Source organism: Pseudomonas sp. DE0010 (assembly GCF_007680745.1).
GTDB classification, from domain to species: Bacteria; Pseudomonadota; Gammaproteobacteria; order Pseudomonadales; family Pseudomonadaceae; genus Aquipseudomonas; species Aquipseudomonas parafulva_B.
The window spans coordinates 1-16,409 of record NZ_VEJQ01000037.1 but is presented as its reverse complement, the minus strand read 5'-3'; the positions used below and the strand labels follow the sequence as shown (position 1 = coordinate 16,409).

The following is a 16,409-nucleotide window of genomic DNA, read 5'->3' as shown; positions in this document are numbered from 1 at the left end:
AACAGGGGTTGGCCGCCAGGTCTGCCCTACGTCATCCGGCCTCGCACTAAAGCAGGCCGGCTCAATGAGGTGGTCGAGTTCCCTCTGTGTTGATTCGCAAGGTTCGGTAAAGGTGCACGGCAACCTTTGACCCGGAGCCGACCATGGCCATCCTCACTACGCCTTCCAACCATACCGACAGCTTTATTGCACAGCACTTGCCTGAATGGCTGCATGCGGCTTCCTTGGAGCAGATACGAGCCCTGCGCACGCGCGCGGAAGAAAACCGCCATATCGAGCAGCGCCTGGCGTCACTGTTCAAAGGCATGGTCTCGCCGCAGTGGTACGCACAGCAGATGCTGGCTGCCACGATAGAGCAGAAGCTGGGTGTGCAGGTGGATCTGACGCATGCGCTCTGGCGGGAGCGCTGGGACAGCTACAGCGTGCTTGGGAGCGAGACGCTGCATCATCACTACACGTTTCACCCTGCAATGACTCACTTGATGCAGAATTTCCCCTCCGGATCAAGCTTCGACGCCCGCAGCGGCATCATCTCCGGGGCTCATGGCATGTCCTTTACCGCTCCACTGCTTGTGAACAGTGCGAGCCTGGCCACTGCCTGCCGCTTGGTGGACACGGGCAAGCGCTATCAGGACTACCTAACTACCTTCTTTGACGATGCAGCCTGCACGCTGCTCGCCCAGGGCGTGCGCAAACGCCTCGCGTTGGCCGTGGAACTCGCGGGGCTGCGAGGCGACATCACCGAAGTGGATGTCGCTGCCTTGGAGCATACTTTTGAAGAGGTGGTGGCGCCTGATCCGAAGCAACCGGCAGTCGTGGTCAAGCACCTTCATGTGCTCGGGCATGCACTGATCGGTGCGCTGCTGATCGAACTTTCCGACGGTGGGGCCGGCGGCCTGGCCTACCCGGGTGCAGGAGTACTGCTCTACCTGCCCCATGGGCCCTTGAAGAAGTTTGGCGATCTGGACAGCTTGAAGTCCCACATGGTGAACCTGTTCGAAAAGCCTGGGCATGCCAGCGACCTACTGAAGCTGGTGGCGGTCGATGCCCGGGCAGGGTTTCAGGCAGTGCTGGAAAAGCGGCTGAGTGATGCAGCCCCTGATCTTGAAGTGACCGGCAAAACCGCCGGCGCATCACCGTTTACCGAGATGGCCCGGCTGCACGTGGCCCGCATCAAGGCGGACGCCCGCTTTCTTCTGGTGCCTGTCAAAGAGGTAGATCGGCTGCAAAGGCTTCAGCGGCTACAGACGCTCGAACAGGTGGGTCTGAACCTCGCACAAATGGCAGCGTTGTTTGTCCCACAACTCGGCGCGATGATGTTGGCTGCAACCGTGGTCGAGGTGCTGGGCGAAATTGGCGTAGCGGTGTATGACTGGTCACGGGGCCATCAGCATGAAGCGCTGGAGCATGTACTGGGTGTGGCCGAAACGGTAGCGGTTACCGCGCTGACGGCGGCGGGCGGTGCGGCAGTTGCACGGGGCTTCAGGCGCAGCGCCTTCGTCGACGAGATGGTGCCAGTCGAACTGGATAATGCAGTGCCTCGGCTTTGGGTCGAGGACTTGAGTCACTACCGAGCGCTGGGCGTGCCTCACAATGCTGTACGAGGTCAGAAGGGTCTTTTCCAGCACGGTGACAGTCACTGGTGGCTTCATGAGGGCGTCTATTACCCCGTCAGCCGCCAAAACTCATCAAATCCCTGGCGCCTGGTTCGTCAGGATGGCAAAGCCGGCTTCGCGCCGGCGTTGTATTGGAACGGTGAGTATGGCTGGCGGTTGAACTGGCAGCGACCGCAATTGTGGCATGGCGAGCGAGCCTTGCTGGGTCATCTATGGCCCGTTACTTCCGACCTGGATCCGCAGCGTGTGACTCAGGTACTCAAGGTGGCCGACGTGGACCAGGCCCAGTTACGCCGGGCGGTCGCGGAGCAAAGGGCGTTGCCTGTAAGTCTGCGCGACACATTGCAGCGGTTTGAAGCTGACAAGCGCATCGAAGACTTCTTCGCCACATTCGCGAGCCACCAGGGCAAGAACGACTCCCCTCTGCTGCAATGGTGCGTCGATCAGTTGACCGAGCAACAGCGCGCACCGGCCTCAGTATCTGCATCGATCCTCGCGCAGGCGCCTCGCTTGCGCGAGGGCCTGATGAACCATTTGACGCACACACTTGCCATAAGCCCCGAAGCAGCGGTAATCCAGCGTGATTTTCCAGGGTTGCCCGCTGCCTATGCTGAAGAGGTGATTGCAAACGGCACGGCCGAGCAGCGTCAGCGATTGCTCGGGCAGGGTCGTCTTGATCTGGCGCTTGCCGAGAGCGCGCGTCTGGCATTACAGGAGGCCCGTGTCTGTCGCGCATTACAGGGCCTGTACCTTGAAAACGCCTATCACCCTGACCTGCCTTCGCTGGTCTTCGGGCTTTTGCGAAAAGAACCTGCATGGCCCATGGCCCAAAATGTTCAGGTTCGCGAAGCGTCGCCTACAGGGCGGGTATTGGCAGAGCTATACCCGGTGACAGATCCCGCCAGTGTGAAAGTGCTGGTGTGGGAGCATGGGCAGATGTCGGTCTATGAGGGGGGCAAACCCGTTGCACAAGACGCGCCTGGCGCCTGCGGCTTGCTCGAGAGGCTTTGGCAGTTTCTTCCTGAGACCGAGCGTAGCCGCCTGGGATGGTCAACAACCGATGGCGTGAAAGCGCTGCGGGCAGGCTTGCAGGCGCGCATCCCGGCACAAAGAAAGGCTGTGCAGGAACTGATGGGCATGCAGGTGAGCCGGCCGACCTTCCGCGCACCCGCCCGCCTGCCTGACCATCGTTATGGCTACTTGCTAAGTGGTCGCGGCAGCGCCAACCACCTGGCCGAGCGTACGCTTCAGGATCGTATCCGCAGCCTGTATCCAGGTTTTAGCGCGCAACAACTCGAACTCTATCTTCAAGTGCTCGAGGAGCAGCCTGGTTCGCCTTTTACCCATTTGCTGGAGCTTGAGGGCCAATATACGCGTCTGGACCTGACACTCGAGCAATGGGCTGCACTGCCTGCCGATGCGGCCGATGTAGTCTTGCGACGTAGAATCTGCGACGAGCTAAGGCGCTGCTGGCGCTTCCAAGGGCACTCAGGTAGACGGCAAGCCAATGGAGATCCAGGCATGCTGCTGTCGCTATCGGGTATCGGTACCGGCGAGCTGCCCGACTTGAGCGCGGTGGAGGGTTTTAGCCATGTCAGCGAGGTCGCGTTGGTCAACATGCGACTGGGTGAAGTACCCGAACGCTTTCTCAGGCCCTTTCAAGGCATTACGACGCTGAACCTGGACAACAACGCCCTGACTCGGCTCCCCGCTGTGCTTACGCAGTTGGGTGAGTTGCAGGAACTGACGATTTCGCGTAACAGCCTGCATCTGGACGATGCTGGTTTCGAAGTGCTTGCGGGCATGCCAAGGTTGAGTGTGCTTGACCTGAGCGACAACAGTATCGGCAATTTTACGATTGCCATGGACCGATTACCTCGCCTGCGTCAACTGGGGCTGCGTGGAGTAGGGTTGACACAAGTCCCGGTTCATCTTGAGCGAGCGGTTTCGCTGGAGTATGTAGACCTGCGTGACAACAATATCGCCGAGTTGCCGTTGGCCGTGCGGGCTCAGCGCACCCACTGGCGAGGCAGGCTGGCATTGGCAGACAACCCGCTGCCTGCCCTGTACCGCGACCTGTGGGTCGATGCCAGCCGCACCTCAGACAGCGAGCCCAGTGCCGACGGTGACGTATTTCATCTCAGCCGTTGGGTCGAGCGCCTGGACCCTGCCCAACGGGCGTCGCGTACCGCCCAGTGGAACCGTCTGGTGGATGAGTCCGGCAGCGGCGATTTCTTCACCCTCATTGGCGAACTCACTGACACCAGCGATTTTCGTCTGGCCAGGGACGATCTGGAGGCCCGGGTCTGGACAATGCTGGACAGCATCGAGAGTAACACCGCACTTCGCGAGCAAACCTTCGCCTTGGCCAGCGAACCTCGCACGTGCGTGGACAGTGTCATCTCCAGTTTCGGCTTGCTTGAGATCAGGCTGCTGAGTGCGTCGGTCGAGGCCGCTGCTGGAGAACACGCAGAGGGTGAACTATTGAGTCTGGCGCGACGTTTCTTCCGCCTGGACCGGGTGGAGGCGTACGCCCGCCAAGACATGAGCGGCCGCGAAACCCGTGGCGAGCAGGTGGATCAGGTCGAAGTCAGCCTTGCCTACCGGGTGGGGCTGGCGCGGACACTGGAATTGCCAGGTCAGGCAACCACCATGCAGTTCAGAACGATTGCAGGGGTCACGGAGGAACACCTGAAAACGGCCGAAGCAGCGGTTCGCGCAGCCGAGGCCAGCGATGATCTGGCCATGGACATCAGTGAGCGTGGCTTCTGGTTCGATCACCTGCAACGCCAGTACCGCACATCCTTCGATGTTCTACGCGAGCCGTTCGTGCAGCAGATGGAGGCGCTCTATGCAGGGCGTGAGAGGCTGACAGATGCCCAGTACGATACTCAGGCCAGGGCGATTGCCAAGGCTTGTGATGAGGCGGTAAAGGCCAAGGCGCTTGAACTCACACGCCAAGCCTTGGCCCGGGAGAATGAACAGTTACCTGGCTGAGTCGGCGTGCAGCGATCGAATGCTAGCGTTTTGGCGCTGTGGTCCTAAGATGGCTGCATTCGAGCAAACTGGGCCGCCAATGAGCGACAAGGACACTATTTCCATCGAACTGGTACGCGAGGCATTGTTGCAGGCTTGTCCCCAAGCAGGCGACGCGCCTCTGGTGCTGCGCAAGGCAGGCATCGAGCCGCACCTGCTTATGGTGCCAGGTGCGCGTGTGGCGGCAACTGCTTACGCGCGCCTCTGGCGCCTGCTGGCGAGGCGCTGCAACGATGAGTTCTTTGCCATGGACCCGCGCGGGCTACGCAGCGGCAGCCTGGCATTTCTCTGCCGTGCCAGCAGGGGACAACCAACGGTCGGGACAGGCATCGAAACCGCACTGGCTTTCCTGTCGTTGGCCCTGGATCACCTACAGCCTCACTTGATTCGCCAGCAAAGCCTGGCCGAGATCATCATCGTCGAACCCACTGATGAGCCTCGACGAGCCTTCACCTACTTCACATTCTGGATGATCGTCCATGGTGTGGCGTGTTGGCTGGCAGGGCGTCGCATTCCGATTCTGGCCATCGAATTGCGCTGTACCGAACCTGCATTCTGCGATGACTACCGTGTCATGTTTTCGGAAAACCTGCATTTCTCTCGGCCGCGCACCCGCATGATCCTGGCCGCCGATTGCTTCGATCAGCCCATCCGGCGCAGCGATGACGAGCTGCACCGTTTCCTGGCCCAGGCGCCTGCCAACATCCTGGTCAAGTATCGTGATCCCGACAGCCTCGCTCGACGCATTCGACGCGAGCTGAGTGAGCAAGACCCAGCGTCGTGGCCCGATGCGAATGGGCTCGCCCGCCGGTTATGCCTGTCGGCTTCTACGCTGCGGCGCAGGCTGGCAGAGGAGGGACATAGCTATCAGGCCCTCAAGGACAGTGTGCGGCGCCAATTGGCTATCAGCTGGTTGGCGCAGGAGCAGGTTGGGATGCTGGAAATCGCGGCGCGCTTGGGCTTTGCCGACAGCAGTTCGTTCTACAAGGCCTTCCGCAAGTGGTTTGGCTGCAATCCGGGTCACTACCGAACGTTGGTCCTGGGTGCAGGGAAGGTGGATTAGGTGGGGTTTCCGTCTGCCAGTCGCTGAGCGCCCACCACACAGTCGAGGCTGAATCAGCACCGACAGGACTTCCACGATGGCAGCTTCCCTCACTAGCGCTTCCGGCCCGACTACGTCCTCTGCCAAGGTCGCCAGCGCTACCCATGACTTTATAGCCGCGCGCCTGCCTGATTGGCTCAAGCGGGCTTCTCCTGCTCAACTCAATCGCCTGCGTGACCGCTTCAAGGCGCACCAGGCCAGCCAGGAACGCGTGCACGCCTCTACGCAGCGGTTGATTCCACTGCAAAGCTTCGCTGAGCTGCACATGCAGAGGCTGGTTGCACACCTACCGGGTAGCCCCTCCCTGGATACGCTGCAGTGGCTGGAGATCCGGCGCAAATTCAAGGTCCCGCAAGGCATCGCCCTCCCTGTGGATGAAGTCATCGAACTGAGAGAGCCTGCCGTCTTGCGCTTGATGCAGAATTTTCACGAGCAGGCCAGCTTCTACCTGGGCACCGGTATGGTCAACACAGGTGAAGATAACCTGCTCACCGCGGGTACGGATGCACTGGTGCAAGCGTGCCGGGACCTGGATGCCGGCGGGCGTTATCAGAAGCTGTTGTCGCAGGTGTTCACCGATGACACCTGCAACGCACTGATTGCAGACAAGCGTGCGGCGCTTGGGTTGGCTACCGAAGTGGCGGCGCTACGCGGTGATCTAACCGCCAGTCAGCAGATGGCGTTGGCGAGCTTGGCAAGCGATGAGGTCGATCACGGCGAGCTCCGGGCCTACCCAGGATTGCTGAGCATGCTGGGGCATACCCTGTGCGATGTCGTGCTCGTCCAGTTGCGCGATGAGCATGGTGCGGATCGAGGGACCGTTCTCTACAGGCCCAGCGATCCAGGCAAGGCATTGCGCCATTTCACGTCTATCCAGCAAATGAACGCCGTGCTCGCGGCCGCTCTGCAGAAGGAGGACTACCGGGTTTATTTCAGTCAGTTGGTCTCTGTAGAAGGGCGCGCTTCCTTTCTCGATACATTGAGCAAGCGCTTGAGCGACCCCGTGCCTGACCTGTCCCTTGAAGGCATTACAGGAACGGAGGATATCTTCTCAAGGCTGGTCGATCAGCAGGTCCAGCGAATCAAAGACGACGCGCGTCTGTTGCTGGTACCAACCGCGCAGGTGGATCGACACGCCTCTGAAGCAAGACGCAAGCAGTGGCGCTCGTTGGGCTGGAATCTGGTCAACCTGGCTGGACTTTTCATACCTGTGGTGGGCGCAATGCTGCTTGGACAATTGGTGGTGCAAACCCTTTCGGAAGTCTTCGAGGGCGCAGCTGACTGGTATCACGGTCATCAGCACGAGGCCTTGGAGCACATGCTTGGCGTGGCCGAGACGTTAGCGGTGACTGCGGTTGTCGGCGCCGGAGCCAACATACTGGCCAGGGGGTATGCAGCCGCTGATTTTGTAGAAGGGCTGGAGCCGGTGAGCGGGCTCGATGGGAAGTCGCGGCTATGGGCCAACGACCTCAAGGTCTACGCCAGCTTGCCCGGGGACCCGCAACTGGAGAGCGACGGTCTGCACAGGGACTGGGGGCGAGCTTTCTTTCGTAGTGGCAAACATTATTTCCAGGTGCATCGCCCTGATCCTAATGGGCCATGGCGCTTGCGTCATGCTCGGCGTCCGGCAGGCTTTGGGCCTGTTCTCGAAAACTTCGGCGAGCGAAGCTGGCGGTTGAACGATGGTCGACCACTGGAAGCGGATCAGCCCGATCTCATGCTCGAACAGCTTTGGCCTCAGGCAAGACCGCTCACTCACCAGCAGGCCAGCAAGGTGATACAGGCCGCTGGAATCGATATTGCCGCGCTACGAGGTTTACTGGTGGAGGCGCGGGACATTCCAGCCAGTTTGCGTGACAGCCTGGAGCGTTTCGAAGCCGATGCGCGTGTCAGCAGGTTCTTTGAAACCCTGCAAGCCGGTGCAAGCCCACGCAATGAAGAAGTGTTGGTGCAGTGGTGCCTGGAGCAAACCGGTGGCGGTAGGGGGGTGCAGCTGCATGAGCGCCTTCTTGAGGATGCAGATCGCTTACGCGGGCTGATGTTCAAGCACCTCTGCCAGGTACCCATGGTCGATGACCCGTTGTCGTCTGTCATCAGATCAGACATGCCGGGTCTGCCCGAGCGTTATGTCCAAGGTTTGGCCGCGGACGTGGGGCGAACCGAGCGCGATCTGGCCCTTGGCGTGGGCAAGCTGCCGTTGCGTTGCCTGCGCCAGGGCGCGTCGTTGCTGCGTGTTGCCAGGCTGACCCGGGCCATGTGCGGTGTGTACCTGCCCAACGCTTACTGCGATGAAGCGGGCGAACTCGCATTGGCCCTGCTGCAGCGATTGGACGCATGGCCGGCCTTGCACGTAGAGCTCTGGACAGACGGCCCGGGTGCGCACCGGATTGCGGCGGTAGGTGATAAGTCGCCGGACGCTAATCTGGTAAAGATCGTTCACAAGGAGGGGCGTTTCCGGGCCATCGAAGAGGCAAGTGCAGGCTATGGTGCTTTGATAGACGAGTCGCACGACTTCTACCAGACACTGCTCGCATTGCTGGAGCCTGCCCAGCGCACTGCGCTTGATCTGGATGGCGATCACGCTGCCGCGACCTTGCGTGATCGCCTGGTGGCACAGATGCCTGAAACGCATGCCGAGGTCGAGCAACTACTTGGCTGGCCTCGACAGGATCGTTGGTTCAACCCAGGCCGGCGTATGCCCGACGGTCGCGTAGGCTACCCACTCAGCGGTCGTCCGGCTCGACGTCGTAGCCCCGACAGCCTGCTAAGGAACCGTTTACGCAATCTGTACCCTGGCCTGGCCGATGGTGCGATCGACAACCGCCTGGCGCGTTTGCTCGAAGGCCCTCAGGCTGCCTATGACGCCTTGCTGGAACTGGAAGAGGACCATGCTGATCTTGAGCGACACCTGAACCGCTGGACAGGCTTCGAGTCCAATCCGGCTCGTCGGCAGATCGCCGACCAGATCCGCCGCGCCTGGCGACAGACGAGCGAACCTCTGGGTGATGAGGCGGCCGGTCAGCGGCTGAGCCTTGTCAATCTGAATGTGGGCAGTCTGCCCGAGCTGCCTGCCCATATCGAGTTCGAACTCACAAGATCATTGGTCATCAGTGACGTGCCGATTACGCACATGCCCACTGGATTCCTTTCATGCTTCACCCGTTTGAGAGAATTGAACCTGAGCAGCAACGGTCTGCTGGGCGTGCCCACCGAGATTGCCTACCTGGTCGAGTTGCGAACCCTGCGCCTTGCACGCAACAGCATCCGGCTGAACGATCACGCCTTGAATGCGCTGACCCGCCTGCCGCAGTTGACCCACCTGGATCTGAGCTACAACCCGCTAGGGGCATTTGAGATGCGCTATAACCAGTTGACGCGCCTGGTCGAACTCAACTTGCGTCACTGCAGGTTGGGTGGGTGGCCTCACGAGTTGGAGTTGTGCAGCACCTTGGAACGCGTCGATCTGCGTGACAACCTCCTGCACGTTGTGCCTGCGGAAATTCTACAGCTGCCACACGCCCGCCGAATGAGCTTCATGGTGGAGCGAAACCGGTTGAGCAGTGTCGAGATGCAGCGGCTCTTTGCCCTTGATTCAATCGCCGAGCATTTTCATCTTCCCGAGCCGCGGCGTGTAATCGACCCTCAGGTGACCTGTGATCTTTGGCTCGATGCAGGCGATCCGCAATTGCGTGTAAGCCGTCAGGCCCTCTGGTCGCGCCTGATGACTGATTCGGACAGCGATGGCCTGGTACGGCTGTTGGGGCTTCTTGAAGATACCGGTGACTACGACACTGCATCGTTCCAGTTGGCGGAGCGGGTGTGGGCTTTACTCCAAGCCATTGATGGCAACGAGCAACTGCGGCAGCGAATCCAAAGCCTGGCTCGTCTGCCATTGACCTGTATGAACACCGTTGCTGATCGGTTCAGTGAGCTCCAACTCAGAGCACTCGTCGATGGGGCTGAGCACAACGTCGCGCCGGAGCGCGGCAATGAGCTATTGGGTATCGGGCAGCAACTGTTTCGCCTGGACCGGCTTGAGCAGGTCGCCAGGCGCGATGTATTGCAGCGCCTGGCCGCGCGGGAAAGGGTGGACCAGGCTGCCGTTAGCCTGGCCTACCGTGTGAGGTTGCGGGCTCGCCTGAACCTGCCGTGTCAGCCCCGTAGCATGCTCTACGCCGATGCTGCCGAGCTGACCAGCATTCAGCTTGAGAACGCCTACCGTGAGGTGATGGCAGCGATGACCCCTGACGCGCTATCGATGAGCCTTTCCCAACGTGTGTTTTGGGCCAGTTACATCCACGAGCGGCATACCGAGGTGTTTGAAGCACTGCAGGCCCAGTTCGCCGCACGTCGATCGGCATTGGCTTTGCGGCAATCAACGCTGGATGCCGTTGATTATCAGCTTCAGCTCGACAGCCTGGACACCGAACAGGCCGCTCAGGACCAGTCGCTAGTATTTGAATTGACCCGGCAATTTCTGTTAGGGCGCGAACGCGGATTGGGCTAGCCGCCGTTGTGGCCAAACCGATCATTCACAATGAATGGTTTGGCCATTGTGGTTACGCCTGAGCGGCGCGAACATCGTCCGGACTTAACCGCGCACTCCAACAATAAAAAGCAGGAGTCTGACGATGCGTGACTACGCCGAGGCCGTTCGCTCGTTCCATTATCTTGGGGCCGCGCAGGCGGCCTTGCAGGGCGAGCTGCAGGCCCTTAACGCCTGTGTCGAGTGTTGTGATCGCCACACGGGCGTCGACAAGGTGGCCCTGCACTGGCTGGACAGTGAAGGCAACTACGAGCAGCTGACTTTCGATAGGTTGCAAGTGCTGGCCACCCGCTTTGCCAGCGTCCTGCGTGCCCATGGTGTCAGTGTGGGCGACCGCGTGGCGGGGCTTTTGCCTCGCACCCCGCAACTGCTGATCACCATTCTCGCAACCTGGCGCCTGGGTGCCGTTTATCAGCCCTTGTTCACCGCTTTCGGGCCTGCTGCCATCGAGCATCGACTGCACCAGTCGCAGGCCCGTGTTGTGGTCACTGACCGCAGTAATCGGATAAAGCTCGATGATGTCAAAGCTTGCCCGGTCACGATTACAGTCGATGCCCGCGACGGCGAGCCGGACTTCCAGCGGTGTCTTGAAAACGCCTCGCCTGATTGCGAGCCGGTCATGCTCACAGGTGACGATCCATTCCTATTGATGTTTACATCCGGAACCACCGGGCCTGCCAAACCCCTTGAAGTACCGCTGCGGGCCATCGTGGCGTTCCAAGGCTACATGCGCGATGCCATCGATCTGCGCCCCGAGGACAGGTTCTGGAACCTGGCTGATCCGGGCTGGGCGTATGGGCTGTATTACGCAGTCACCGGGCCGCTTTCATTGGGCCACGCGACCACCTTCTACAATGGCCCCTTCAGTGTCGAGAGCTGCACGCAGGTCATTAACCAGCTGGGCATCAACAACCTGGCCGGCTCGCCAACGGCCTTTCGCATGCTCATTGCAGCCGGTGAGCAGTTCAGTGCCCCAGTCAAAGGACGCCTGCGCGTTGTGAGCAGTGCAGGGGAGCCGTTGAACCCGGAAGTGATTCGCTGGTTCGCCGAGCATGCCGGGGTAACGATTCATGATCACTACGGGCAGACGGAGCTGGGCATGGTGCTGTGTAACCATCACGGCCTGGCCCACCCGGTGCACGTGGGCTCTGCAGGTTTTGCCATACCGGGGCATCGCATTGTGGTGCTCGATGAGCAGGGTCGCGAACTGCCCGCCGGTCAGCCGGGTATCCTGGCGGTGGATCGCGAACGATCGCCCTTGTGCTGGTTCGCCGGTTACCACGGGTTGCCGACCAAGGCCTTTGTCGGCAAGTACTACCTGAGCGGCGATACCGTCGAACTGAACCCCGATGGCAGCATCAGCTTCGTCGGGCGCAGCGATGATGTGATTACCACGTCCGGGTATCGGGTTGGGCCTTTCGATGTGGAGAGCGCATTGATCGAGCACCCAGCCGTTATTGAAGCTGCAGTAATCGGCAAGCCTGATCCTGAGCGCACCGAGGTGATCAAGGCATTCGTGGTACTGGCCAAGGGTTACAGCGCCAGCGCCGAGCTTGAAGAGCAACTGCGCCAGCACGTTCGCCAGCGCCTTTACGCCCACGCCTACCCCAGAGAAGTCGAGTTCGTCAGCGAGTTGCCGAAGACCCCCAGCGGCAAGCTGCAACGCTTCATCCTGCGCAATCAGGAAATAGCTCGACAACACGCGCAGCTTGCCACCACGGCCAGCGCTTGAAAGGAAACCGATCATGCAAATAGCCAACAAACACTTCATCGTCAGCGGCGCTGCCTCAGGTCTGGGCGCCGCCACCGCGCACATGCTGATCGAGGCGGGCGCGTCGGTCATGCTCGTGGACCTCAACGGCGACGCCGTGCAAGCCAAAGCCCGCGAGCTGGGCGAGCGCGCGCGTTTCAGCGTGGCCGACATCAGTGACGAAGCAGCTGCACAGGCGGCCGTATCGGCAGCACTCGCAGCGTTCGGTAGCCTGCACGGTCTGGTGAACTGCGCAGGCATCGTGGGCGCTGAAAAGGTGTTGGGAAAACAAGGCCCGCACGGCCTGGCCAGTTTTGCTCGCGTCATCAATGTCAACCTGGTGGGCAGCTTCAACCTGCTGAGGTTATGTGCCGAGGCGATGGCCGAGGGAGAGGCGGACGACGGAGGCGAACGGGGCGTGATCATCAACACGGCCTCCGTCGCGGCCTACGACGGCCAGATCGGGCAATGTGCCTACGCAGCGTCCAAAGGGGCCGTTGCCAGCCTGACGTTGCCCGCCGCGCGCGAGCTGGCGCGCTACGGTATTCGCGTGATGACCATTGCGCCGGGCATTTTCGAAACCCCGATGATGGCCGGCATGACGCCCGAGGTTCGTGACTCGCTCGCAGCAGGCGTGCCTTTTCCTCCGCGCCTCGGGCGTCCAGAGGAATACGCGGCGCTGGCGCGCCACATCATCGAGAACAGCATGCTCAATGGTGAGGTCATCCGTCTGGACGGTGCCTTGCGCATGGCAGCCAAGTGAGGATAACACCCATGAACACCCTAGAAGATCCCATCGTCATCGTCAGCGCAGTACGAACCCCGATGGGGGGATTGCAAGGCGAGCTTAGCAGCCTCTCTGCCGTGCAGTTGGGCAGTGCGGCCATTGGCGCCGCGATTGAGCGCGCTGGCGTGGAGGCGCACAGCGTCGATCAGGTGCTGTTCGGTTGCGTGCTGCCAGCAGGCCTTGGCCAGGCGCCGGCGCGTCAGGCTGCACTGGGCGCCGGCCTGGGCAAGCACACCACCTGTACGACGCTCAACAAGATGTGTGGGTCCGGCATGCAGGCCGCCATTCTTGCCCATGACCTGCTGGCGGCAGGCAGCGCCGACGTGGTGGTCGCCGGCGGCATGGAGAGCATGAGCAACGCCCCTTACCTGCTGGACAAGGTCCGCAGCGGTTACCGCATGGGCCATGGCAAGGTGATCGACCACATGTTCATGGATGGTCTTGAGGACGCCTATGACAAGGGTCGCTTGATGGGCACGTTTGCCGAAGACTGTGCCCAGGCCAATGGTTTCAGTCGTAAAGACCAGGACGATTTTGCCATCGCATCGCTTACCCGTGCCCAACAGGCCATTCTCAATGGTCGCTTTGCGGATGAAATCGTCCCGGTGGAGGTGACTGAAAGCAAGCAACGCCGTCTGGTCAAGGACGACGAGCAGCCGCCCAAGGCGCGCCTGGACAAGATCGCGCAATTGCGCCCGGCGTTTCGAGACGGCGGTACGGTAACGGCTGCCAACGCCAGCTCCATTTCAGATGGCGCGGCGGCACTGGTGCTGATGCGACGCTCCGAGGCGCACAGGCGGGGCTTGAAGCCGTTGGCGATCATCCACGGCCATGCGGCTTTCGCCGACGCCCCGGCCCTGTTCCCGACCGCGCCTATCGGTGCAATCGACAAGCTGATCAAGCGCACGGGTTGGGCGCTTGCCGATGTCGACCTGTTTGAAATCAATGAAGCGTTCGCCGTGGTGACCCTGGCAGCCATGAAACATCTGGACCTGCCCCACGGCAAGGTCAACATCCATGGCGGCGCCTGTGCACTGGGCCACCCCATCGGCGCTTCAGGAGCGCGCATCTTGGTCACGCTGCTGCACGCCCTGCGTCAGAACAACCTGCGTCGTGGGGTGGCGGCCATCTGCATTGGCGGTGGTGAAGCCACGGCCATGGCTGTCGAATGCCTGGAGTGAGGTAAACCATGCTGGTCAACGAAGAACAACAACAGATCGCCGATGCCGTGCGCAGCTTTGCCCAGGAGCGGCTGCGCCCTTTTGCCGAACAGTGGGACAAGGAGCATCGGTTTCCCCGCGAAGCCATCAAGGAAATGGCAGCGCTCGGCCTGTTCGGCATGCTGGTGCCTGAACAGTGGGGTGGAAGCGACACCGGTTATGTAGCCTACGCCATGGCCTTGGAGGAGATCGCGGCCGGCGATGGTGCGTGCTCGACCATCATGAGCGTGCACAACTCGGTGGGGTGTGTGCCTATTCTGCGTTTTGGCTCTGAACAGCAAAAGCGCGCGTTTCTAACGCCCCTGGCAACCGGCGCCATGCTCGGGGCATTCGCCCTGACCGAGCCACAGGCAGGCTCCGATGCCAGCAGCCTGAAAACCCGTGCGCGCCGTGAGGGCGAGCACTACGTACTCAATGGCAGCAAGCAGTTCATCACCTCCGGCCAGAATGCCGGGGTGGTGATCGTGTTCGCCGTGACGGATCCGCAGGCCGGCAAGCGCGGCATCAGCGCGTTCATCGTGCCGACCGACGCACCGGGTTATCAGGTGGCCCGTGTCGAGGACAAGCTCGGCCAGCATGCTTCCGATACCTGTCAGATCGTGTTCGACAACGTGCGCGTGCCTGTGGCCAACCGACTGGGTGAGGAGGGTGAGGGCTACAAGATTGCCTTGGCCAACCTTGAGGGCGGGCGCATCGGCATCGCGGCCCAATCGGTAGGCATGGCGCGCGCCGCCTTCGAAGTGGCCCGTGACTATGCCAAGGAGCGACAGAGTTTCGGCAAGCCGCTGATCGAGCATCAGGCCGTGGCTTTCCGGTTGGCGGACATGGCAACCCAGGTCGCCGTCGCCCGGCAGATGGTGTTGCACGCTGCCGCCTTGCGCGATGCGGGGCAACCTGCGCTGGTGGAAGCGTCCATGGCCAAGCTCTTTGCCTCGGAAATGGCAGAGAAGGTGTGCTCACACGCCTTGCAGACCCTGGGCGGTTATGGCTATCTGAGCGACTTCCCGCTGGAGCGCATCTATCGCGACGTGCGGGTTTGCCAGATTTACGAAGGCACCAGCGATATTCAGCGCATGGTCATTGCGCGCAATCTTTGAAGGAGCAGACCACATGGCATTTGAAACCATCCTGTTGGACATTCATGGCAAGGTTGGCCTGATCACGCTCAATCGCCCGCAGGCGCTCAACGCCTTGAACGCGCAGATTGTCAGCGAACTGAACCAGGCCTTGGATCAGCTTGAACGCGACCCTGGCATTGGCTGCGTGGTGCTCACAGGTTCGGCGAAGGCGTTTGCCGCTGGCGCTGACATCAAGGAAATGGCTGAGCTCAAGTACCCGCAAATCTACGTGGACGACCTGTTCAGCGATGCCGACCGCATCGCCAACCGGCGCAAGCCGATCATTGCCGCCGTGTCGGGGTTTGCGCTGGGCGGTGGTTGTGAGCTGGCGATGATGTGCGACTTCATTTTGGCTGGCGATAATGCCAAGTTCGGTCAGCCTGAGATCAACCTTGGGGTGTTGCCGGGCATGGGGGGCACGCAGCGCTTGACCCGTGCGGTGGGCAAGGCCAAAGCCATGGAGTTGTGCCTGACCGGTCGCCTGATGGGTGCTGAGGAAGCGGAGCGCTCAGGGCTGGTGGCGCGTGTAGTGCCGCAGGACGAGCTGTTGCAGGAGGCGCTGAAAGTGGCCGCCACCATCGCTGCCAAGTCCATTCCGGTAAGCATGATGGTCAAGGAGAGCGTTAACCGCGCCTTCGAAGTCACCCTCAGCGAAGGTGTGCGGTTCGAGCGGCGGGTGTTTCATGCGGCGTTCTCTACCGAAGATCAGAAAGAGGGCATGGCCGCGTTCATTGACAAGCGTGAGGCGCAGTTCAAGGATCGTTGATGGGGGCGTTTTGCAGTGATTTGCCCGGTGGTTCAGGGATGAAGAAGCGTCGCGCTCAGGGTGATGCAGGTGCGATACTTTTGGTGTTCCTGTTTGTTGCTGCGCTTATGATGTTGGCGTCTCGGTATCCCAGCATGATCGAGCGCAGGGTTGAAGCGCGCAAAGCGCAGCAGCAGGCGGTGCAGCCTGCGCGGCGGGTTATCGAGACGACGGTTGAGATCATGTTGCCGGACGGGCGGCGTCTGCCGCAGCTAGAGTCGGAGGCATTGATCAAGTAGCCAAAGTGGCTTTTAATCCTTGCCGCTGCCGCTGCCGCTGCCGCTGCCGCTGCCGCTGCCGCTGCCGCTGCCGCTGCCGCTGCTCTTGCTCTTGCTTCTAAGCGCGCGGTCGTCCAGGCGCCGCAGATCGCGACTTCAGGAGGCCGAGCGCAGGGCTTGCGGAGGGAGGTGACAGGCATGGATGCCTGTC

9 protein-coding genes are annotated in these 16,409 nt (G+C 61.1%); all 9 read left to right on the top strand.

Translation table 11 applies throughout. From position 1 onward, the window contains the following. Positions 1-143 precede the first annotated feature (143 nt). The 9 genes from FS767_RS20790 (at position 144) to FS767_RS20750 (ending at position 16,219) form a co-directional block, all read left to right on the top strand. A complete protein-coding gene (locus FS767_RS20790) occupies positions 144-4,613 on the top strand; it encodes an NEL-type E3 ubiquitin ligase domain-containing protein (RefSeq protein WP_144967955.1) in 4,470 nt (1,489 codons plus the stop codon). A 79-nt stretch (positions 4,614-4,692) separates the two neighbouring features. After that, positions 4,693-5,715, top strand: a complete 1,023-nt coding sequence (locus FS767_RS20785; protein WP_144967953.1) for an AraC family transcriptional regulator — start codon at positions 4,693-4,695, stop codon at positions 5,713-5,715. A 76-nt stretch (positions 5,716-5,791) separates the two neighbouring features. Next, on the top strand, positions 5,792-10,261 hold the full coding sequence (locus FS767_RS20780) for an NEL-type E3 ubiquitin ligase domain-containing protein (RefSeq protein WP_144967952.1): 4,470 nt from the start codon (positions 5,792-5,794) through the stop codon (positions 10,259-10,261). A gap of 124 nt (positions 10,262-10,385) precedes the next feature. After that, positions 10,386-12,032: an AMP-binding protein gene (locus FS767_RS20775; RefSeq protein WP_144967950.1), complete on the top strand. Its 1,647-nt coding sequence runs from the start codon at positions 10,386-10,388 to the stop codon at positions 12,030-12,032. A 13-nt stretch (positions 12,033-12,045) separates the two neighbouring features. Beyond that, on the top strand, positions 12,046-12,813 hold the full coding sequence (locus FS767_RS20770) for an SDR family NAD(P)-dependent oxidoreductase (protein WP_144967948.1): 768 nt from the start codon (positions 12,046-12,048) through the stop codon (positions 12,811-12,813). 11 nt (positions 12,814-12,824) lie between these two features. Next, positions 12,825-14,018: an acetyl-CoA C-acyltransferase gene (locus tag FS767_RS20765; RefSeq protein WP_144967947.1), complete on the top strand. Its 1,194-nt coding sequence runs from the start codon at positions 12,825-12,827 to the stop codon at positions 14,016-14,018. An 8-nt stretch (positions 14,019-14,026) separates the two neighbouring features. Then, positions 14,027-15,154, top strand: coding sequence for an acyl-CoA dehydrogenase (locus FS767_RS20760; protein WP_144967945.1), 1,128 nt, complete (start codon positions 14,027-14,029; stop codon positions 15,152-15,154). 13 nt (positions 15,155-15,167) lie between these two features. Beyond that, positions 15,168-15,941 (top strand): enoyl-CoA hydratase, encoded by a 774-nt coding sequence (locus tag FS767_RS20755; RefSeq protein ID WP_144967943.1) that lies wholly within the window; start codon positions 15,168-15,170, stop codon positions 15,939-15,941. A 38-nt stretch (positions 15,942-15,979) separates the two neighbouring features. Continuing rightward, positions 15,980-16,219, top strand: coding sequence for a hypothetical protein (locus FS767_RS20750; protein ID WP_144967942.1), 240 nt, complete (start codon positions 15,980-15,982; stop codon positions 16,217-16,219). Positions 16,220-16,409 lie beyond the last annotated feature (190 nt).